The organism is Nocardia sp. NPDC006630, from assembly GCF_040611495.1.
GTDB lineage: Bacteria > Actinomycetota > Actinomycetes > Mycobacteriales > Mycobacteriaceae > Nocardia.
Genome location: NZ_JBEXOK010000023.1, coordinates 12,736 through 32,254, shown reverse-complemented (window position 1 = coordinate 32,254; position 19,519 = coordinate 12,736). Strand labels below are relative to the sequence as shown.

The 19,519-nt window shown below is 67.3% G+C and carries 19 protein-coding genes; 11 read left to right on the top strand and 8 right to left on the bottom strand.

What is annotated here, in order from left to right:
* The first annotated feature begins 211 nt into the window (after positions 1-211).
* The 5 genes from ABZX86_RS39645 (at position 212) to ABZX86_RS39625 (ending at position 4,956) form a co-directional block, all read left to right on the top strand.
* Positions 212-1,162, top strand: coding sequence for an oxygenase MpaB family protein (locus ABZX86_RS39645; RefSeq protein WP_355131523.1), 951 nt, complete (start codon positions 212-214; stop codon positions 1,160-1,162).
* Positions 1,163-1,547: 385 nt separating this feature from the next.
* Positions 1,548-3,374 (top strand): acyl-CoA dehydrogenase, encoded by a 1,827-nt coding sequence (locus ABZX86_RS39640; protein ID WP_355131521.1) that lies wholly within the window; start codon positions 1,548-1,550, stop codon positions 3,372-3,374.
* A 284-nt stretch (positions 3,375-3,658) separates the two neighbouring features.
* Entirely contained in the window at positions 3,659-4,297 is a 639-nt protein-coding gene (locus tag ABZX86_RS39635; protein WP_355131519.1) for a hypothetical protein, read from the top strand.
* Between the two features lie 87 nt (positions 4,298-4,384).
* The gene (locus ABZX86_RS39630) at positions 4,385-4,621 is read left to right on the top strand and encodes a hypothetical protein (RefSeq protein WP_355131517.1); all 237 of its coding nucleotides are present in this window, start codon (positions 4,385-4,387) and stop codon (positions 4,619-4,621) included.
* A gap of 77 nt (positions 4,622-4,698) precedes the next feature.
* The gene (locus ABZX86_RS39625; protein ID WP_355131515.1) at positions 4,699-4,956 is read left to right on the top strand and encodes a hypothetical protein; all 258 of its coding nucleotides are present in this window, start codon (positions 4,699-4,701) and stop codon (positions 4,954-4,956) included.
* A gap of 3 nt (positions 4,957-4,959) precedes the next feature.
* On the opposite strand, the gene ABZX86_RS39620 is transcribed toward ABZX86_RS39625, so the two are convergent.
* From ABZX86_RS39620 to ABZX86_RS39610, 3 genes are read right to left on the bottom strand one after another with little or no spacing between them, the layout of a single operon-like run.
* A complete protein-coding gene (locus ABZX86_RS39620) occupies positions 4,960-5,775 on the bottom strand; it encodes an exodeoxyribonuclease III (RefSeq protein ID WP_355131513.1) in 816 nt (271 codons plus the stop codon).
* A gap of 54 nt (positions 5,776-5,829) precedes the next feature.
* Entirely contained in the window at positions 5,830-6,813 is a 984-nt protein-coding gene (locus tag ABZX86_RS39615; protein ID WP_355131511.1) for a GNAT family N-acetyltransferase, read from the bottom strand.
* Positions 6,803-7,393 carry a peptide deformylase gene (locus tag ABZX86_RS39610; protein ID WP_355131509.1) on the bottom strand — a complete coding sequence of 197 codons (591 nt, stop codon included), beginning with the start codon at positions 7,391-7,393 and terminating at the stop codon, positions 6,803-6,805. Before ABZX86_RS39610 ends, ABZX86_RS39615 begins: the two co-directional genes overlap by 11 nt.
* Before the next feature lie 183 nt (positions 7,394-7,576).
* Here ABZX86_RS39610 and ABZX86_RS39605 point away from each other — a divergent pair, with 183 nt between their 5' ends.
* The 5 genes from ABZX86_RS39605 to ABZX86_RS39585 all read left to right on the top strand — a co-directional run bounded on the left by ABZX86_RS39605 (position 7,577) and on the right by ABZX86_RS39585 (position 12,124).
* On the top strand, positions 7,577-7,927 hold the full coding sequence (locus ABZX86_RS39605; protein WP_297626259.1) for a DUF3263 domain-containing protein: 351 nt from the start codon (positions 7,577-7,579) through the stop codon (positions 7,925-7,927).
* A gap of 37 nt (positions 7,928-7,964) precedes the next feature.
* Positions 7,965-8,543 carry a LytR C-terminal domain-containing protein gene (locus tag ABZX86_RS39600; RefSeq protein ID WP_355131507.1) on the top strand — a complete coding sequence of 193 codons (579 nt, stop codon included), beginning with the start codon at positions 7,965-7,967 and terminating at the stop codon, positions 8,541-8,543.
* Between the two features lie 147 nt (positions 8,544-8,690).
* Positions 8,691-9,371 (top strand): superoxide dismutase family protein, encoded by a 681-nt coding sequence (locus tag ABZX86_RS39595; RefSeq protein WP_327142590.1) that lies wholly within the window; start codon positions 8,691-8,693, stop codon positions 9,369-9,371.
* Between the two features lie 15 nt (positions 9,372-9,386).
* Positions 9,387-10,532, top strand: coding sequence for a glutamate--cysteine ligase (locus tag ABZX86_RS39590; RefSeq protein WP_355131504.1), 1,146 nt, complete (start codon positions 9,387-9,389; stop codon positions 10,530-10,532).
* Positions 10,533-10,765: 233 nt separating this feature from the next.
* Positions 10,766-12,124 (top strand): DUF5933 domain-containing protein, encoded by a 1,359-nt coding sequence (locus tag ABZX86_RS39585; protein ID WP_355131502.1) that lies wholly within the window; start codon positions 10,766-10,768, stop codon positions 12,122-12,124.
* Position 12,125: 1 nt separating this feature from the next.
* Here the strand turns inward: ABZX86_RS39585 and ABZX86_RS39580 are convergent, their stop codons facing one another.
* The 4 genes from ABZX86_RS39580 to ABZX86_RS39565 form a co-directional block, all read right to left on the bottom strand.
* Positions 12,126-13,475, bottom strand: coding sequence for a hypothetical protein (locus ABZX86_RS39580; protein WP_355131500.1), 1,350 nt, complete (start codon positions 13,473-13,475; stop codon positions 12,126-12,128).
* 103 nt (positions 13,476-13,578) lie between these two features.
* Positions 13,579-15,849 carry an AAA family ATPase gene (locus ABZX86_RS39575; RefSeq protein ID WP_355131498.1) on the bottom strand — a complete coding sequence of 757 codons (2,271 nt, stop codon included), beginning with the start codon at positions 15,847-15,849 and terminating at the stop codon, positions 13,579-13,581.
* 31 nt (positions 15,850-15,880) lie between these two features.
* A complete protein-coding gene (gene pssA / locus ABZX86_RS39570) occupies positions 15,881-16,774 on the bottom strand; it encodes a CDP-diacylglycerol--serine O-phosphatidyltransferase (RefSeq protein ID WP_327142585.1) in 894 nt (297 codons plus the stop codon).
* Positions 16,771-17,487, bottom strand: a complete 717-nt coding sequence (locus ABZX86_RS39565; RefSeq protein ID WP_355131537.1) for a phosphatidylserine decarboxylase — start codon at positions 17,485-17,487, stop codon at positions 16,771-16,773. Before ABZX86_RS39565 ends, pssA begins: the two co-directional genes overlap by 4 nt.
* Positions 17,488-17,763: 276 nt before the next feature.
* Here ABZX86_RS39565 and ABZX86_RS39560 point away from each other — a divergent pair, with 276 nt between their 5' ends.
* Positions 17,764-18,792: a beta-ketoacyl-ACP synthase III gene (locus ABZX86_RS39560; RefSeq protein ID WP_355131493.1), complete on the top strand. Its 1,029-nt coding sequence runs from the start codon at positions 17,764-17,766 to the stop codon at positions 18,790-18,792.
* Here ABZX86_RS39560 and ABZX86_RS39555 read toward each other — a convergent pair whose 3' ends face one another.
* On the bottom strand, positions 18,793-19,476 hold the full coding sequence (locus ABZX86_RS39555) for an SIMPL domain-containing protein (RefSeq protein ID WP_355131491.1): 684 nt from the start codon (positions 19,474-19,476) through the stop codon (positions 18,793-18,795).
* Between the last annotated feature and the right edge of the window lie 43 nt (positions 19,477-19,519).

Sequence of the window (19,519 nt, the reverse complement as noted above, 5' to 3'; positions counted from 1 at the left end):
TCGGCGCCCGTCCCGCAGCGGCGGGTGACGGTTCCATTCGTGAAGGAGAAATTGTGCATTCACACGTAGTGCGAGACGGGACAACTGATTTCGTGAGGGTCGGGGTAACTCCCGGGGTACGTCCAAAATCGGTGCGGCGCCCAACCGCCGGCACGGGGGCTCAACGTCGACGGCTCTCGGCCGTCCGCCGAGTTTCCGGGGAGGCGGGGGAGTGAAGGCAGCGACTGCGCGTCCACAATTCGACGCCCCTGCTCGCACCATCCGTGAGGTCGATTACGGGTTCTTCGGGCCGGATTCGCCCACCTGGAAGGTGTGGACCGCGCCCACCGCGCTCATCGGATTCCAGCGCTCGGTGGTGCTCGAGCACTTCGATCCCGCGCTCACCGCGGCCGTCGCCGATGTCGGTGGCATCTACAGCGATCCGCGCGGGCGGCTCGACCACACCTTCGCGTACTTCCTGATCGCCGCCGTCGCCGACAGTCGCATGGCGATCGAGGCGTCCGAACATCTCATGCAGGTGCACGCCAAGGCGACCGGCATCGAGCCGATCAGCGGAAAGCGTTACAGCGCAAACAATCCCGACTCGCAGCTGTGGATCCACGTCACCGGCTGGCATTCGGTGCTCAAGTGCTACGAGATGTACGGTCCCGGACCGCTGAGCCCGGAGGAGGAGCGGCAGTACTGGGCGGAATGCGTCATCGCCGCCGAACTGCAGACCTGCAAGCCGTCCGAGGTGCCGACCTCCCGCGCCGAGGTCCGCGACTACTTCGCCGAGATGCGGCCCAAGCTCAGCTCCTCCGAGCGCGCCCACGAGGGCATGCACTACCTGCTGTTCACCCCGCGCGATCGCGGTATGAAACTGTGGGCCGGCAGCCGCCTGGTGGCCCCCGCCGCCATTGCCACCCTGCCCGAATGGATGCGCCGCACAGGCGGATTCGATCAGCCGGGCATGGTCGACGCTGCCTATCCGAAGGCCGTGCGAGCGGCCATGAAGGTGCTCAGCAACGACCGGCTCGAGCATGCGGTCGCAGCGAACTTCATCGGGCCGATGACGGGCCGGCTGCTCCGCGAGCACCTGCGCGCGGGCACCCCGCAGAACCCGGTCACGGTGACGCCGTCGCAGGCGAAGGAGCTTTACGGCCGCGCTGCCAAAGGCGCATAGCCGGCCCAGCCCCGTCATCCAGCTAGCCCACCCCGTCATCCCGGCATGCTTTTGGCCGGGATCCACACTGTTCGAAGGTAGATCCCGGCAAGAACGCGCCGGGATGACGGGGTGATGCGCTGCGATGAGAGGGCGATGCGCCGCGACGAGGGGGCGATGCGCTGCGACGGGGGGTGATGCGTGCTGGGGCGTCGGAGTGACATGTACCGGGGCGATCGGTACGGCCTGTGCGGCCGCGGTGTTCCAACCAGCGGGATTCGGGGGTGCGCTGCCCGATCTATCCCCTATCGTGACCTGGCCCACGTCCGCCTACGGTTGCGTAACCGGACGAGACTACGGCAACCTCCTCTTGATCATCAAGACCTAAGGCTGAGGAGGCCCGTCCGTGTCCCACTACAAGGCGAACCTGCGTGACATCGAGTTCAACTTGTTCGAAGTACTGGGAATCGGGGCGCTGCTCGATCAGGGCGCCTACGGCGATCTCGACAGCGAGACCGCCCGTGACATGCTCACCGAGGTGGTGCGCCTGGCCGAAGGGCCGATCGCCGAATCCTTTGTCGAGGGCGACCGCACCCCCATCGAATTCGATGCCCCGAACAACACGATCATCGTGCCGGACCTGCTGCGCAAGACCGTCGCCGCGGTCAATGACGCCGGGTACTCCGGGCTCGGCCTGCCCGAGGAGATGGGCGGTGTGGCCGCGCCGAACGCCCTCATCTGGGGCATTCAGGAAATGATTGTGGCCGCGAACAATTCGGCCAGCTTCTTCAATATGGGCCCGCTCATGCACAAGGTCATCTTCGACGAGGGTAATGACGAGCAGAAGCGCTGGGCCGCGCACGCCTGGGAGAACCGCTGGGGCGGCACCATGGTGCTCACCGAGCCGGACGCCGGCTCCGATGTCGGCATGGGCCGCACCAAGGCCGTGCAGCAGTCCGACGGCACCTGGCACATCGACGGTGTGAAGCGCTTCATCTCCGGCGGCGATGTGGGCGATACCGCCGACAACATCTTCCACCTGGTGCTGGCCCGCCCCGAGGGCGCCGGACCGGGCACCAAGGGCCTGTCGCTGTTCATCGTGCCGCGCTTCCTGTTCGACCGCGAGACCATGACGATCGGCGCCAAGAACGGCGCGCTGGTCACCGGTCTCGAGCACAAGATGGGCATCAAGTCCTCGCCCACCTGTGAGATCACCTTCGGCGGCGATACTCCGGCCGTCGGTTACCTGGTCGGCGATGTGCACAACGGCATCGCGCAGATGTTCAAGGTCATCGAGAATGCGCGAATGATGGTGGGCACCAAGGCCACCGGCGCGCTCTCGACCGGTTACCTGAACGCCCTCGAGTACGCCAAACAGCGTGTGCAGGGCGCCGACCTGACCCAGATGACGGATAAGGCGGCGCCGCGCGTCACCATCACCCATCACCCCGATGTGCGCCGCAGCCTCGCGACGCAGAAGGCGTACGCGGAGGGCCTGCGGGCGCTCTACATGTACTGCTCCTCGTACCAGAACGATGATGTCGCCGCCGCCAACTGGGGCGTCGACGCCGACCTCGCCGCCCGCGTCAACGATCTGCTGCTGCCGCTGGTGAAGGGTTGCGGTTCCGACCGCGCCTACGAATCGCTCACCGAATCGCTGCAGACCCTCGGCGGCTCCGGGTACCTGCAGGACTACCCGATCGAGCAGTACATTCGCGACTGCAAGATCGACTCGCTGTACGAGGGCACCACCGCCATCCAGGCGCAGGACTTCTTCTTCCGCAAGATCATTCGCGACAAGGGTGTGGCGCTGGCGCACGTCGCCGGGCTCATCCAGAAGTTCGTCGACGGCGGACCGGACCAGCTCAAGGCCGAGCGCGCACTGCTCGGCACCGCCCTCACCGATGTGCAGGGCATCGCCGCCACGCTCACCGGCTACCTCATGGCCGCGCAGACGAACCCGGAGGAGCTGTACAAGGTCGGCCTCGGCTCGGTCCGATTCCTGTACGCCGTAGGCGATCTCGTGATCTCCTGGCGACTGCTGGAGAGCGCCGCCATCGCGCAGGCCGCGCTGGACGGCAATGCCGCCGAGAAGGACAAGCACTTCTACACCGGCAAGATCGCCGTCGCCTCCTGGTTCGCGAAGAACAAGCTGCCGCTCATCACCGGTGTGCGCAGTGTCGTGGAGAACCTCGACAACGACATCATGAAGCTCGACGAAGCGGCTTTCTAGGAAGCTCGCTGAGATCTCCCGGCCCCCGCACCCAAGGTGCGGGGGCCGGATTGGGTGAGGGGGTGGTCGGGTCCGCGGCGAAAGGGCGCGGGCGGGTTTGGGTGAGGGTGGTCGGGTCCCCTTTCCTCCTGACAACGGCTGGGCCGAAGTGCTGGGGGTCTCGGCGGTCTTGGGCGGGGCCGGATTGTGTTTTGAGGCACCGGGTTTGGGGACTCGCCGGGTGACACGCGCATTCTGTATGTGACCTGCTGTGTTGCTTCACGCTCAGCGGGTACAACTACCGCATGGTTTTCCCGGTATCTTTCGGCTGGCTGCAGTTCTTGCTGGCCGCGCTCGTGATCGCGGCGATCGCGCTACTGGTGACCGCGCTGCTCAAGTCTCGCAAAGTGGGATTCAAGGTCCTCGTCGGACGCGGCACGGGCGCTGTCTCGCTGATCTTCGTTGCGGTGGTGATCCTTTGGATCACCACGCTGTTGCAAACGTTCCTCGGGCTCACCGGTGAAGTGAAGGCCGCGCACATCGTGACCTCGCCCGTGGCCGGGCAGCAGCACATGATGAACGTCGACCTGACCCTGTACGGGGACAAGGACCACGACGAGCAGCACCTGAAATACCAAGTCGAGGGCGATATGTGGGTGCTGCAGGCCGATATCGTCGAACTGGAACCGTGGGTCAACGCGCTCGGCTTCCACTCCGGTTACAAGGTGACCCGCCTGTTCGGCCAGCGTCTCGACGGCGTCGCCACCAAGCAGAACCAGATCTTCCTCAACGGCGGCGACGGCGACTTCTTCTCCGATATGCGGGACCAGTCCTGGTACACCAAGCCGTTCGTCCGCTCCGCCTACGGCAATGCCGTGATCGCCACCGGCGGCAGCTACGACGTCTTCATCTCCCGCGACGCCATCAAAACCCGCCCGGCGTAACGGGACTCACAAGCCCCAGCAATAGGGGGCGGTGGGAGCCGGTGAAACGCTGATGTGAAATACCGTCAGTCCACTACGGTTCGCGCCATGCGTAGAACATATTCGATCATGGGCAGCGCGGTGGCCGTGGCCGCCGCCGGACTCATTGCTGGATCCGGTGTGGCGTCCGCGATTTCGCTCGTCGACGCGCCCACTGACACCGGATCCGCCACCATCAATCCCACCACGGGCTCGAGCTCGGGCTCCTCTGCTTTGACCGGTGGTTCCAGCCAGCTGCTGGTTCCGCTGTCCGCCCAGCCGGGTTGCGGCTTCTACTGCGGATAGGTCTCCCCCCCATCGGCAAGCCGTTTCACCTCAGACACGTCCGTTCCATCGCTCCAGACGAAAAGAGATCCACCATCATGAGGCAGACCCTCCGGGCATTCACCGTCGGCATGGCATTGACCACCGCACTCACCGTCGGCGCGGGCGCTGCCCTCGCCGATGCGCCCAATGCCGCACCCCGGGCGGACAACGTATCCGTCAGCCTCGGCACCGGCAGCGGCCTGACCGACCTCCTCGCCGGCGGCGTGCTGGTAGGGGGGTTGGGCGTCTTCGGTCTGGTCTGCGTGCTTCGTTCGGCCAGCGGAACACCCTGTGATCTGAATGGCTTGGGGTAACTACTAGTCGGCCAGTTCGGTGACTACGGGCGCATGATCGCTGGCGCCCTTGCCCTTTCGCTCCTCGCGGTCCACGTTCGTATCGGTGACACGGGCCGCGAGGTCGGGGGAGTTGAGGATGAAGTCGATGCGCATCCCCTCCTTGCGGGGGAAGCGCAGCTGGGTGTAGTCCCAGTAGGTGTAGACGCCGGGACCGGGGTGGAACGGGCGCATGGCGTCGGTGAAGCCCGCCTCGGTCATCGCCTCGAAAGCGGCGCGCTCCTTCTCGGAGGTGTGCGTCTTGCCCTCGAAGAATTCCGGTGACCAGACATCCGCATCGGTCGGCGCGATATTCCAGTCACCCACCAGTGCGATCTGTGCGTGTGGATCCTCCGTCAACCACTGCGTGCCCGCATTACGCAGGGCCGCAAGCCATTCCAGCTTGTAGGTGTAGTGCGGATCGTCCAGCGCTCGGCCGTTGGGGACGTACAGGCTCCACACTCGCACGCCGCCGCAGGTCGCGCCGATCGCGCGGGCCTCCACCACCGGGGTGCTCAGCAGCGATTCACCGGCGTCCTTGTCGAAACCGGGCTGCTCCGGGAAGCCGATCTCCACATTCTCCAGGCCGATGCGCGAGGCGATGGCCACACCGTTCCACTGGTTGTAGCCCACGTGCGCGACCTCGTACCCCGCGGCCTCGAAGGCTTCGAAGGGGAACTGCTCGTCCTTGCACTTGGTTTCCTGCATGGCCAGCACATCGATATCCGAGCGGTCCAGCCAGGCCAGCACCCGATCCTGCCGGGAGCGAATCGAATTCACATTCCAGGTTGCGAGCCGCACGGCAAAGCCTTTCGGAGATAGGGTTTTTCGACTACTGCAAAAATCTTCCGGCGGTCAGGGCGCCACGTAGCGGTACCAGTGGTGCTCGACGAAACCCAGCTCCCGGTACAGCGCCATCGCTCCGGCATTGCCGGCCTCGACCTGGACGTACGCGTGCGTCGCGCCGCGGGCGTGACCCCAGCGGAGCAATTCCGCGCACACCAGTGAACCCAGACCGTGCCTGCGATGCTCGTCCGCCACCGTGACGCAGGTCAACCCCACCCAGCGGCGGCCGTCCGGCGCGGTGGTGACCGCGGCCCGGCCGATGGCCAGCGGCGCGGGCAGGCCCACTGTGGCGAAACCCAATTCACCGTCGCGCACCGCGGTCAGCACCTCCACCACCGGGGTCCTGCCGATCTCGGTATCACCACCGCGATGCCGGTACATGGACAGCCACGCGCCGTCCGGTTCGGCGGCGATGCGCAGCATGGGGACACCCGGCGGCAGCACGAAGGTCTCGAGATCGATTGCCAGCACCATGGTTTCGTTCCAGGTCCGCCAGCCCTGCGGAATCGCGGTGAGCCGATCCGGCAGCAGCAGCTGCAGCGGCAGCCCGTGCGCGGTGTACCACTCGCCGATCCGGTGCATGGTCTCCGCGTCGAACCGCGCCGGACCATCCGAACCGCCCAGCGGCACAGCGGAATTCGCGCGCCCGGTGTAGCCCTCCCCGGCGCGCAGCAGCCAGCCGTCGATCCAGGCGCGCTGCAGGCCCGGCCAGCCGTCGGCCGCCGCCGCCTCCAGGGCGCGGATCTCACTGGTCCGAATCGGCCTGGCGCCCAGCTCTTTCCATGCGACCACCCGATCCGCGGCGATCGACAGCACCTGGCCGTCGGCGGTGCGCACGGTCAGGGGGTCGATCGCGACGAGTTCGCCGATCACATCGGTGAGCGGCTGCGGATAGCCCTCGGGCAGGCGATAGCGCACCACCATCCGGCGTCCGAGGGGCGGCAGGCCGCCGTCGGCTCCGGGCACGCCGGCCGGGGGGTGATCAGTCGTCATGCCCGAACGGATCCGGCACGGTACCCGGCACCCAGCTCAAACCCGGCGTGCCCCAGCCGTTCCGCTTGATGGCCTTCTTGGCGCCGCGCGCATTGCGGCCCACGAGCACATCCACATACAGGAAGCCGTCGAGGTGACCCACCTCGTGCTGCAGCATGCGGGCGAAGAAATCCTCACCCTCCAGTTCGACCGGATCGCCGTGCTCATCGGTGCCGGTGACCTTCGCCCATTCGGCGCGACCGGTGGGCCACTGCTCGCCCGGAACCGAGAGACAACCCTCTTCGTCGTCATCGGGATCGGGCATCGTCTCCGGAATCGCGGAGGTTTCCAATACCGGGTTGATCACCGCGCCGCGCCGGCGGACCATCTTGCCGTCGGGGCCCTCGTCGGGGCAGTCGTAGACGAACAGTCGAAGCGGCACACCGACCTGATTGGCGGCCAGGCCCACACCGCGGGCGGCGTCGAGGGTTTCGTACATGTCCGCGATCAGCTCGGCAAGTTCCTCGGGTGTCTGCGTGACCTTCTCGGTCGGGTTGTGCAGAACCGGGTCGCCGACGATGACGATCGGGAGAATAGCCATGCTGAGCAGCCTACTGGGTGGTTCCGGAGGTCCATCCGGGACCTGTTGCCAGAGCGACACGCCGGGCGTAGATCACTAAAACACGCCGAACGGTACGCGCCGCGAAGTCAGTGCCGCGTGGTTGAATGAGCGGCGACGTACAAGCACCATATTCGTCTGGTGACCACTCGGCGAGGGAGCACTATGGACAGCGCAGCGGCACGATTTTCCGCAAGCGGGGACGATCCTTCCGTGAGCGAGAACATCGCCGCCGGTGCCGCGACACCCGATGAGGATGGCGCGCACGGCCTCTCACGGCGGGAAATCGACATCCTCGATTTCGAACGCAAATGGTGGAAGTACGCCGGTGCGAAAGAAGAAGCCATCCGGGAACTGTTCGACCTCTCGCCCACCCGCTACTACCAGGTGCTGAACGCGGTCGTCGACAAGCCCGAGGCGCTGGCCGCCGACCCCATGCTGGTGAAACGACTGCGCCGGTTGCGGGCCAGTCGTCAGAAGACCAGGGCCGCACGCCGTCTGGGATTCCAGGTGTGAACCGCCCGCAGACCGATCAGAGATTAGGCTCTGCGACGTGAGCACTCCGAATACGCCGTCCGGTGGTCCGCCGCTGCGCGCCCTGGCCATGGTGCTGATCGCGCTTGCCATCGTGTTCGCCGGGCTCGGTGCGATGTCGCTGTCGAGTTCGGACTCCTCGGACGCGGGGGCCGCCTCGAGCGCCGCCACCACCTCCGCAGCGCAGTCCGCCGCGGCCACCACCACTGTGGCGCAGCAGGTTTCGCCGCCTCCGGCAACCACCGCGCCATCGGGCAGTACCACCGCGCCGGTCACCACGACCCCGCCGCCGACCACCACCCCGGCAGCGGGCGCCGTCGACAAGACCCTTCCCGTAAGGGTTTTGAACAACAGCATGGTCTCCGGTCTCGCCGCGAAAACCGCGAACGAGCTCTCCGCCGACGGCTGGAACATTACCGAGACCGGCAACTACGGCACCGGCGTCATCCCCAAAACGACCGTCTACTACGGCAGTTCGGCGGGGGAGAAGGCGGCCGCCCTGGCGATCGCCAACCAGCTCGGCATCACCGCCGAACCGCGCTTCGCCGGAATTATGGACAGCCCGCCCGGAATCATCATCATCGTCACCGGCAACTGATCCGCTTCCCGGCCTCGTCCGAGCCCCATCTGAACACCCGGCCAGCCCCTGCGGGGGAGTGGGTCACGGCTCTGGCATCATCTTGTCCGAGTAGTAATCATGTCCACCCAGCTTTTCGTAAACTCGGACTCGTAAAGGAGTTCCCCGATGGCCTCGTCAACTCGTCGCCCGTCCTGGCGGACAGTGACCCCGGTGCTCGCGGTCGCGGTCTTCGGCCTCGCCGGCTGCTCCAACAGCCAGGAATCGAGCGACGTCAAGGGAACGACGCCGCCGGTGTTCACCAGTTCCGCGGCGCCGGCCGGCACCGCGCAGGGTGGTGGCCTCACCAACCCGCCCACCGATTCCGTCAGCGCCACGCTGAAGGATTCGAACGGCCAGACGGTCGGCACCGCCACGTTCGGCGTGGTGGGCAACCATCTGGAGGTCAGCGTCGAGGCCCACGGCCTCAAGCCCGGCTTCCACGGCCTGCACGTCCACCAGTTCGGTAAGTGCGAAGCGAACTCCGTCGCACCCACCGGCGGCCCGGCCGGCGATTTCCTCTCCGCCGGTGGCCACTTCCAGGCCGGTGACCAGAATGTGCACCCGGCGAGCGGCGATCTGACGTCGCTCGAGGTCAAGCAGGACGGCACCGCCAAGCTCGTCACCACTACCGACGCAGTCACGCTGGACGAACTCAAGGGCAAGGCCCTGATGATCCACGCGGGTGCGGACAACTTCGGCAATATCCCCAGTCGATACACGCAGGCCGGGGGCGCCGCCGGACCGGACGCCGAAACGATGGCGACCGGCGACGCGGGTGCCCGGGTCGCTTGCGGCGTCATCGCATAACCCAATAGGTGAGCCATGGCCGGGGCAGGCATTTCGAAGGTCCACTTCAACAGTTCGCCTCGGCCCACGCTCGGCGTGGAGTGGGAGGTCGCGCTCGTCGACAAACAGACGCGCGACCTTTCCAACACGGCCGCAGCGGTTTTCGAGGCATGCGGTGATCTGCGCGCCTGGGACGGGCATCCGCAGATCACCAAGGAACTGCTGCGCAACACCGTAGAACTCGTCACCGGTAAGCACGACACCGTCGGCGAAGCGGTGGACGAGCTGCACGCGACCATGGATACGGTGCGCCGCGTGGCGGACCCGCTGGGCGTCGACCTGTTCTGCGCGGGCACCCACCCCTTCGCGCAGTGGGATGCCCAACAGCTCACGCGCAGTGAGCATTACGACGAACTCATCGAGCGCACCCAGTGGTGGGGACGCCAGATGCTGATCTGGGGCGTGCACGTGCACGTCGGCGTCTCGCACCCCGAGAAGGTCTTCCCGATCATCAACAGCCTGCTGCTGTCGTACCCGCACCTGCTGGCGCTGTCCGCCTCGTCGCCCATGTGGGCGGGCGTCGACACCGGCTACGCCAGCAACCGGGCGCTCATGTTCCAGCAGCTGCCCACCGCCGGACTGCCCTTCCAATTCGAAAACTGGGCGCAGTTCGAGGGTTTCGCACACGACCAGATGAAAACCGGTGTGTTCGAACAGATCGGCGGCATGCACTGGGATATCCGGCCCGCCCCCAAATGGGGCACCATCGAGGTCCGCGTCTGCGACGGGACCCCGAGCCGGGCCGAGCTATCAGCGATCGTGGCGCTCATCCACTGCCTCATCGTCGATCTGGACCGCCGCGTCGAATCCGGTGAGACGCTGCCGACCATTCCGCCGTGGCATGTGCAGGAGAACAAGTGGCGGGCCGCCCGCTACGGGCTCGACGCCATCATCATCACCGACGCCGCCAGCAATGAGCGCCTGGTGACCGATGATCTGACGGATCTGCTCAACCGCCTCGAACCGACCGCCAAGAGCCTCGGCTGTGAGACCGAGCTGGCCATGGTCGCCGATATCCCCAAGCGCGGGGCGTCCTATCAGCGACAGCGCCGCGCGGCCGCCGCCGCACAGGGCGATTTTGTGGCCGTGGTGGATTCGCTCGTCAAGGAGCTCGCGCAGTAGGTGCGGATCCCGGCCGAAAGCATGCCGGGATGACGGGGGCCTGCGCCCTGGGTGCACGGGTGTCCGGACCGGACGTTCGGTGTCCACGAGTGTGAATTCGGTTACTTCCAGATGGCCTCCAGGTGTCCTGGCCTGGAACGACATTGCCACGACCGGGGGCTGTTCATCCGACAGCGGGGGTTGCGTTCAGCTCATCCGGGGGGTGGCGTTCACACGACGTTTACTATGGCTGGGTGTTGCTCGACGGTCCGCGTTCCGAAGTGGTGGGTGGGGCACGCCGGAACTTGACGTGGATGCTGTCGCGGCGCGTCCAGATCACGGCGTTGCTGACCGCCGTCCCCGTGCTGCTCATCGGACTGCAGATCTTCGCGGCACACAATCACTTCGGCGGTCCCCTCGAAAGTCTCTGGGACGACTACACCGGCACCCCGAAATCGGTATCGGTACCGTGGGCCGGACTCGGACTCGCCCTCATCGGACTGTCCTGGCGACGGCGCTTCCTCGCCGTGGGAGCCGCGGCGGGCATCGATCTCGGCTATCAGATCGTGCGCAGCCTGCGCGGCGGACCACTGGCACTGGGCAACGGCCCGGTCATCGTGCTCACCGCTCTGGTCCTGCTGGCCGCCTTCCACTGGCAGGGCACCGAACGCAAGAACGCACTGCACGCCGCGGCGCTCGGCATTCTGCTCACCCTCTCCAGCAAGGTGGCCGAGGTCTGGCTGGGCGTTACCGTGCTCGCCGGGCCCAAGGTGCTGGATCAGCACATCGCGCTGGTCGACCGCGCCCTCGGCAATCCCTCCTGGGTAATGGGTCAGATCATCGATTTCCTCGGGCCGGCAGCCTCTTTCGCCCTGCACTGGGTGTACATCGAACTACCCGTCGGGGCCATGATCGTGACGCTGTGGCAGCTGCGCGATGTGGTGAAGACCGGGGTGTGGCCCGGCCACTACCTGGTGCGCACCTTCCTGGTGGTCGGGCTCATCGGCCCGCTCGTCTACGTCATGTTCCCCGTGGTCGGGCCCATGTTCGCGTACGGCGCCGACGGGCACGCCTTCTCGCTGGGCAACTACTGGCCGAATATCGTGCCGCCACTGGACCTCTCGCCCGGCGCCATTCCCTTCGACCACTACACCCCGCGCAATTGCATGCCGTCGCTGCACACCGCGTGGGCGCTGTCGATCTTCATCCACTCCCGCCGCGATGCGAGCACCGGTGCGCTCGCGCCGAGCTGGCTGCGCTGGGGCGGCACGCTGTGGCTCATCGCGACGCTCTCGGCCACACTCGGTTTCGGCTATCACTACGGCGCGGATCTGGTGGCGGGCGCGGTGCTGTGCCTGACCATCGAATCGGCGCTGCGCGCCCCCGAACGCGGCTGGGACGCCGCGCGCATCCAATTGGTCGCGGGCGGCGCAACTCTCGTGGCCGCACTGCTGCTGGGCTACCGCTACCTGTCGGTGGACATCGCCGAACATCCGGTGCCCGCCGGGATCATGATCCTCGGACTGCTCGCGGGCTATGTGACGGCGTTCTACCGCACCTGGTTCGCGACCGCGCCGCAGCCGCTGCCCGTCGAGGCTGCCGCCACCGCCTGAATCACTCGTCCGCCGGTGTGAGAGTGGGGGATTCGGCCATCTCCGCATCCGCCGGGCCGGAGGGCGGCCGGTTGTAGCGCAGCACGTACAGACCGACAATGCAGCCGATGACAATGAGACTCGCGGTCCAGGCGGGCGCGGACACATCCTCCGGCACCACCGTGCACACGATCGATCGGCTCGATTCCTGCATGGCGTAGTGGCCGCGTGCCGCATAGTCGCGCAGGCCCAGCACCGCGGACGGAATGAAGATGACCACGGTGGCCAGCACCCGGTTCGGCACATACCGGGGTGTCGCCGAGGTCAGCGCGTAGCCGGCCAGCCACACCAGCGCGGTCGTACCGCCGACGGTCCAGATCGCCCGATCGGTATTCGCGGTGAGCGCCGTGAACAAGCCCAGCACCAGCACCAGCAGCAGGCAGACCATGGGCGCACCGCGCCGGGTGCCGTACCACATGCCCACCGACATCACGGCCACCGAAAGCGGTATGGACCAGGCCGGGAGCTGGGCCGCCAGCGCGGCGGAACCCACCGCGCTCAGGCCCACCATGACCAGCACCAGTTCACCGTCCCGGCCGGGCAGCAGCATGGCCGCGATGAGCGCGGTCGCCACCGTCGTCACCACCGCCATACCGATCCCGGCGAAGCTGTCGCCATTGCGGGCCAGCCATTCCGCACTGGCCACGGTCACCCCGACCAGCACCACGCCCGCGAGGATCGGGGTCATGGGCAGCTCGATGGAGGGTCGCTCGGCGGGCTTGCGATTGCGATTGGCCAGGGTGCCGATGGCCACCAGCACCAGCGCCACCACCAGCATCCACAGCGGCGGCATATCCATGGCATCCCACGACGAGGTCGCCGAACTCGACAGGCCCTCGTTCAGCAGGCCGCCCAGATGCGGCATCGGGCTTACCGAGCCCAGCAGCACGCTGATCAGCACACCGAGTGTCCAGCCGTAGGCGGGGAGCCGATGATGCAGGACGGCCGCGCCCAAGGCGCCGAGCACCACGCCGCCCGCCAGCGAATCGATGAAATTCAAGGTGGTGAGCGCGCTCGTGGGTTCGGTGGTGTGGCCGAAGATATGGTTCACCGTCAGCGCGAGCAGACCGCCGAGCGCGGTGGCCCAGGCGATGACGGTGCTGCCGAGCGTGGTGATCAATACCGCGACGATCATGGCCACCAGCGCGCCGGCGCCGACGGCGCGCGGCAGCGTATAGGCCATCAGATCCATGTGCAGTGCTGAGGTGTTGGACGTCCAGCCGAAATCGATCGGCATGGCTAGTGAAAGTCCGGCAACCGTCGTCGCGACCAGTGCCGTGATTGTCTCGGTCGCTACCTGATACGGCCTCACCTGGGTGAAAATACCGTGGCAGGGCGGACCGACCAGTTCGACTCGCCTAAGTTATGTCATTTGCTGGACAACTGGCTTCGAATCAGCTATCGCCCATTACCACTCAGACATAGCCCTCTGCGGTACCGACTCGGCCTGTTCCCGCCCGCTGCTCGGAGAACTTCCGCAGCGACTCCACCTGATTGTGGTCCAGCGACGGCCGGACCACCGCGCGCGCGGCGGCCACATCCGCCGCGGTCACATCGGCGGCCTCCATATCGCGGCGCATGGCCGCCAGCGCCGACTCCCGCAGCAGCGCCGCGCAATCGGCGGCCGAATAGCCGTCCAGATCCTTGGCCAGCCTGCGCAGATCGACCTCCTTCGCCAGCGGCACGGATTTGGCGGCCGTGCGCAGGATCTCGGTGCGGGCGGCGGCATCCGGCGGCGGGACGAAAACGAGGCGCTCCAGACGGCCCGGCCGGGTCAGCGCGGGATCGATGAGCTCCGGGCGGTTGGTCGCGCCGACCACCACCACATCGCGCAGCGGCTCCACCCCGTCCAATTCGGTCAGCAGGGCCGCCACCACCCGATCGGCCACACCCGAGTCACCGCTCTGGCCGCGGCGCGGAGCCAGCGCGTCCACCTCGTCCAGGAAGATCAGCGAGGGCGCGGAATCGCGTGCGCGCTGGAACAATTCGCGCACCGCCCGCTCGGACGAACCCACCCACTTGTCCATGAGCTCGGCGCCCTTCACCGTGTGCACGCTCAGCTGCCCCGTGCTGGCCAGGGCGCGCACCAGGAAGGTCTTACCGCAGCCGGGCGGGCCGTACAGCAGCACGCCGCGCGGCGGATCGATGCCGAGCCGGGCGAACGAATCCGGATGCCGCAGCGGCCACAGCACCGCCTCGGTGAGCGCCTGCTTGGTCTCGATCATGTCGCCGACATCGTCGAGGCTCAGGCTGCCGATGGCCAATTCCTCCGTCCCGGAACGGGACAGCGGGCGGATCACCTCCAGCGCACCCGCCAGATCCTGCTGGCGCAACATCGGTTCCGAATGTTCCCGGCTGGCCCGGGACGCCGCCCGCAGCGCCGCCTCGCGCACCAGCGCCGCCAGATCCGAGGCGACAAATCCGGGTGTGCGGGAAGCGATTTCGTCCAGCTTCAGACCCTCGGTCGGCGCGGTGCGCAGCAATTGCTCCAGCAGCGCCACGCGCACCGCCGCGGTCGGCAGCGGCAGCGTCACCTCGCGATCGCACAGTTCCGGGCCGCGCAGCCGGGCGTCGATCTCGGCCGGATGCGCCGTGGTCGCCAGCAGCGCCACCGCCGGGCTGGCCACGGCCGCCCGGAGTTGATCGAGAATCAGCGTCGCTACCGGCTCGGCCACCGCGGGCAGCAGGGCATCGATATCGGTAATGAGCAGGACCCCGCCCGCGCCGGAACAGATATCGGACACCACCATGCCCACCTCGCGCAGCCGGGTGCCGCTCTCGGTGGCGCCGACCGAGGGCCCGTCCAGCTCCACCAACCGCCGCGATCCGGCCACCGCCCTGGCCAGCGTGGTCTTGCCGACTCCGGCGGGTCCGGTGATCAGCACGCCCAATTGGGAGGACGCGCCAAGGGTTTTCAGTAGTTCCGGCTCATCGAGTGCCAGATTCAGCCATTCGGTCAGCTTGGCCGACTGTGCCTGCACGCCCGCGAGATCGGCCAGCGCGACGGCCGACACCGGCGCCTGCGACTGGGTGCGCGGCGGCATCACCGGTCGATCGGGGCGGTCGGGGGCCTGGGCCGAGCTGTCGCCCAGCAGTGACCGCGGCCGATCGGTCGCCGCCACACCCGGCCCCCACACCACCGCGCTATTGGGTTGCACACTCACCGGCCCGGGTGCGGGATCGGTGGCCGTCACCGTCAGCAGTTCGGAGGTCCAGGCGATCCGGAAGGTCTGCGAAAGCGCCTGGGGCACAGCCGAACTACTGGTCCCCGGCCCCAGATCCCGGGGCAGCAGCGAGACGGCGTCTCCCACCGTGACCACTTTGCCCAGCAGTGCCTGCCGCAGTGTGGTCTCCGGAATCGAACTGGTGGCCAGTGCCGACCCCGTCACCGAAATCTGTTTCGCCCCATAGACCGTCACCGGCGAGACGACCACGGTGGCATCCTCGCGCACCCCGGCATTCGAGAGCGTCACATCGTCGAGCAGCACCACCCCCGCCGGTGTTCCGGCGGGAGCGACGGCCACCACGGCGGCGGTCCGCCGTGCCCCGATCAGCGAAATCCCATCCCACTCCCGCAGCCCCAGCGCTGCCAGCGCTTCCGGATGCAGCCGCACCAACCCCCTCCGGGCATCGGCGGCCGAGATGTTCAGTCGTGCGGTCAGCGCGAGTTCGGGCACGCCACCCATTGTGCGCGAACCGCCCGTGACAATGCCGCTATTACAGTCGGCCACCCGGTCGGCGCAGGCGCAACCGGGCCGTGGATACGCCGCGAATCGGCACCCGAATCGGCCGGCGCCGCTGTGCACGCCGCTGGGCGCGGCGCTCGGCGGGCTTGTGATCCCAGGTCTCCGGACGGGCCGCGACCCAGCGCGCCGAATGCACGGCGAACGGAATGTGCCCGAGGTACAGCACCACCAGCGCCATCATCAGGATGAGCGGGTAGGTGACCAGCAGCGCGGCCGCGAGCGCGACCAGCACCAGGAACAGCGGTGCGGTGCGGGGCGCGACCGATACCGACTTGATGGCCAGCGTCGGCAGCGTGCTCACACACAGCAGGCCGGTCAGTACGGTCCAGATCGCGACGGCCGTGAAGCTGACCCACCAGCCGTCGTGGAACTGCTCGGACAGTGCGATGGGCAGCAGCACGATGAGCGCGCCCGCGGGCGCGGGCACACCGGTGAAGTACTCACGCTGCCAATCGGGGCGGCTGTCGTCGTCCAGGAGCGTATTGAAGCGAGCCAGCCGCAGCACCATGCAGACCGCGAACATGAGCGCGACGATCCAGCCCACGCTATTGGCGTGCAGGAACGTCACGTATAGCACCAGGGCGGGCGCGACGCCGAAGGCGATGGCGTCGGAGAGCGAATCGAGTTCCGCGCCCATCCGGCTGGTGGCATCCAGCATGCGGGCGATGCGACCGTCCAGCATGTCGAAAATCGCGGCGGCGCCGACCAGGGCCAGGGCGATCGCGAGTTCGCCCTGCATGGCGAATTTGACCGCCGAGAGCCCGGAGCACAGTCCGAGAATGGTGACCATGCTCGGCAGCAGTCGCACGGTGCGGTTGCGGGCCGACCGATGCAGCGACGGTGCGGGCGCGAGTTGCTCCATCATGAATCCAGTTCGGCCAGCACCGTTTCCGCGCCGATGGTCCGCTGCCCGGGGACGACCAGCAGCTTGGTACCGGCCGGGAAGTAGGTGTCCACGCGGGAGCCGAAACGGATCAGACCGTAGGTCTCGCCGATGCTGAGCTTGTCGCCCACCTTCGGCTCGCACACGATGCGCCGCGCGAGCAGCCCGGCGATCTGCACGACCACCAGCCGCTGTCCGCTCTCGGTGAGCAGCACCATGCTGTTGCGCTCATTGGCGTCGCTGGCCTCGGGCAGATCCGCGGAAAGGAATTCGCCCTTCTTGTAGACGATGTTCTCCACGCTGCCGGAGATCGGCATCCGCTGTACGTGCACATCCAGTACCGACAGGAAGATGCTCACGCGCGGCAGCGGCTGATCGCCCATATTCAGCTCGACGGGCGGCACGGCCGAATCGACCAGTGCGACTTCACCATCGGCGGGCGCGACCACCACACCGGGACGATTCGGCGGCACCCGGTGCGGGTGCCGGAAGAAGGTGGCGGTGGCCGCGGCCGCGAGCAGTCCCGTGCGGCGCACCCACTTGCGCCGGACGCCCAGCACGGCGACTGCCAGCGGCGCTGCCACGAACGGCAGGCCGGCCGGGTGCAGCGGCGGGATGGCGGAGCGGACAAGATCGACCACATGGCCGAGTCCGGTGGTTTCGGGGGTGCCGGGCGGGGTGGGACGGCGGGCCACAAGCTCCTCTTTCATGCGCGGGTAGGTGCGGTTCAGGACCGCGATCACACGATACGGGAAGGTGACGGAAATTGATTTGCCTCGGCTACCGCAGCGATCTTCGGTGCAGAGTGAGCAGTCTGGCAGCAGCCGCCATTTGTGATCGAACCCACATGCATGGGAAGCTGTTTCGATTAATATGAGGGGGCCTCATGTCTGCGGCATCGTGGCCGCAAGGGGGTGGGGGAACAACCCGATGAAGGTCATGTTCGAAGCGCAGTACATAGGAGAAGCACCATGGCTGCTCGAATTGCCTCGATCAGCGGGGTAGAGCACACCGCAATACGCGGACTCGGCGTATATCGCCCTGCACGGGTCGTCACCAACGAGGAAGTCGCGGGACCGATCGAGTCCAGCGACGAATGGATCCGGACCCGCTCCGGTATCCGCAATCGCCGCTTCGCCTCGGAAGACGAGACGATCATCTTCATGAGCGCCGCGGCCGCCCGCGATGCGCTCGAAGCCGCCGAGATCGGCGCCGGCGATATCGACTGCGTCATTGTCGCCACCTCGACCTGGCTGCTGCTGACACCGGCCGCCGCACCGCAGATCGCGACCGAACTCGGCTGCAATGGCGTCGCCGCCTTCGATATCTCCGCGGGCTGCGCCGGTTTCTGCCACGCGCTGGCGGTGGCCTCCGATCTGGTGAAGGGCGGCACCGCCCGGAACGTGCTGGTCATCGGCGTGGAGCGGCTCACCGACACGGTCAATCCGGCCGATCGCAGCACCGCGTTCCTGTTCGCAGACGGTGCGGGCGCGGTCGTGGTGGGCGCCTCCGACGAACCCGGCATCGGTCCTACCGTGTGGGGTTCGGACGGCACCCAGCATCACGCCATCCGCCAGGACAAGGACTGGATGGACTTCTTCCGCGAGATCGACGCGCAGGGCACGGCCGCGGTCCGGCCCTACCTCGCCATGGAGGGCACGGCCGTATTCCGCTGGGCCGCACACTCTCTGGAAAAGGTGTGCCGGGAGGCCATCGAGGTCGCGGGCCTGACGACCGACGATCTCGACGCCATGGTCCCGCACCAGGCCAATGGCCGGATCATCGAGATCATGGCCCGGGTGCTGCATCTGCCCGATCACTGCGCCCTGGCCAATGACATCGAGGAGACCGGCAACACCTCGGCCGCCTCGATCCCGCTGGCCATCGAGGCACTACTGCGCGAGGGCGATGCCAAACCGGGCGGCACCGCACTGCTCATCGCCTTCGGTGCGGGCCTGTCCTACGCCGCACAGGTTGTGACGCTTCCGAACTGGAAGTAACTACCCGAGTTCCCACACCACATTGACGGTGAAAGTCACTGTCTGCTGGCCGGGTTCGAGGCTGAAGCTCGGCGCGGGCGCCGCATCGCGCGCGGCGGTCGGCGGGGTATTGCCGCCACCGCCCTCGCTGATCGTCTTGACGCTCTTGAGTTTCAGCCCCGCGAGGTCGGCGTACTGCTGAGCGCGCGCCTTGGCGTCGTCGAACGCGCGGGCGCGCGCATCGGCCAGCAGTTTGGTGTTGTCCTCGAGACTGAAGGCCACCGAGCTGACCCGGGTGTCATTGCCGCCGGCCTTGACCGCAGCATCCAGGATGGCCGAGGCCTTGGGCAGATCGTGCACCGCGATATGCACGGAATTGGTGGCCTGGTACCCGGTGATGGTGTGGCCCTCCGGGCCGTAGGTGGGCTGCACGGACAGCTCGCTGGTCTGTACGTCCTCGCGCTTGATGCCCGCCCCGACCATGGCGTCGGTCATGGCCTTGGCCTTGCCGTTGACACCGTCGACGGCGGTGGACACGTCGGCGGCGTTCACCTGGGCTCCGAGATCGGCCGTGAGCACATCGGGAACGCCCTGCACCTTGCCGTTGCCGGCCACGGTCACCGACCGGTCGTTATCGGAACCACAACCGGTGAGCAGGAGCGCGAGACCGGTGGCCGCGGCACAGATACCTATAAGTCGTCGCATACCGCGAACCTACTTATCCGCCCGCGGCGCCACCGGACAACAC

Excerpts from the sequence above, each read along its gene's own strand:
- ABZX86_RS39590 (WP_355131504.1), top strand. The coding sequence starts at position 9,387 with ATGGCCGGGGCAGGCATTTCGAAGGTCCACTTCAACAGTTCGCCTCGG.
- ABZX86_RS39615 (WP_355131511.1), bottom strand. The coding sequence starts at position 6,813 with ATGACGACTGATCACCCCCCGGCCGGCGTGCCCGGAGCCGACGGCGGC.
- ABZX86_RS39630 (WP_355131517.1), top strand. The coding sequence starts at position 4,385 with ATGCGTAGAACATATTCGATCATGGGCAGCGCGGTGGCCGTGGCCGCC.
- ABZX86_RS39575 (WP_355131498.1), bottom strand. The coding sequence starts at position 15,849 with ATGGGTGGCGTGCCCGAACTCGCGCTGACCGCACGACTGAACATCTCG.
- ABZX86_RS39555 (WP_355131491.1), bottom strand. The coding sequence starts at position 19,476 with ATGCGACGACTTATAGGTATCTGTGCCGCGGCCACCGGTCTCGCGCTC.
- ABZX86_RS39610 (WP_355131509.1), bottom strand. The coding sequence starts at position 7,393 with ATGGCTATTCTCCCGATCGTCATCGTCGGCGACCCGGTTCTGCACAAC.
- ABZX86_RS39595 (WP_327142590.1), top strand. The coding sequence starts at position 8,691 with ATGGCCTCGTCAACTCGTCGCCCGTCCTGGCGGACAGTGACCCCGGTG.
- ABZX86_RS39560 (WP_355131493.1), top strand. The coding sequence starts at position 17,764 with ATGGCTGCTCGAATTGCCTCGATCAGCGGGGTAGAGCACACCGCAATA.
- ABZX86_RS39605 (WP_297626259.1), top strand. The coding sequence starts at position 7,577 with ATGGACAGCGCAGCGGCACGATTTTCCGCAAGCGGGGACGATCCTTCC.
- ABZX86_RS39625 (WP_355131515.1), top strand. The coding sequence starts at position 4,699 with ATGAGGCAGACCCTCCGGGCATTCACCGTCGGCATGGCATTGACCACC.
- ABZX86_RS39635 (WP_355131519.1), top strand. The coding sequence starts at position 3,659 with ATGGTTTTCCCGGTATCTTTCGGCTGGCTGCAGTTCTTGCTGGCCGCG.
- pssA (WP_327142585.1), bottom strand. The coding sequence starts at position 16,774 with ATGATGGAGCAACTCGCGCCCGCACCGTCGCTGCATCGGTCGGCCCGC.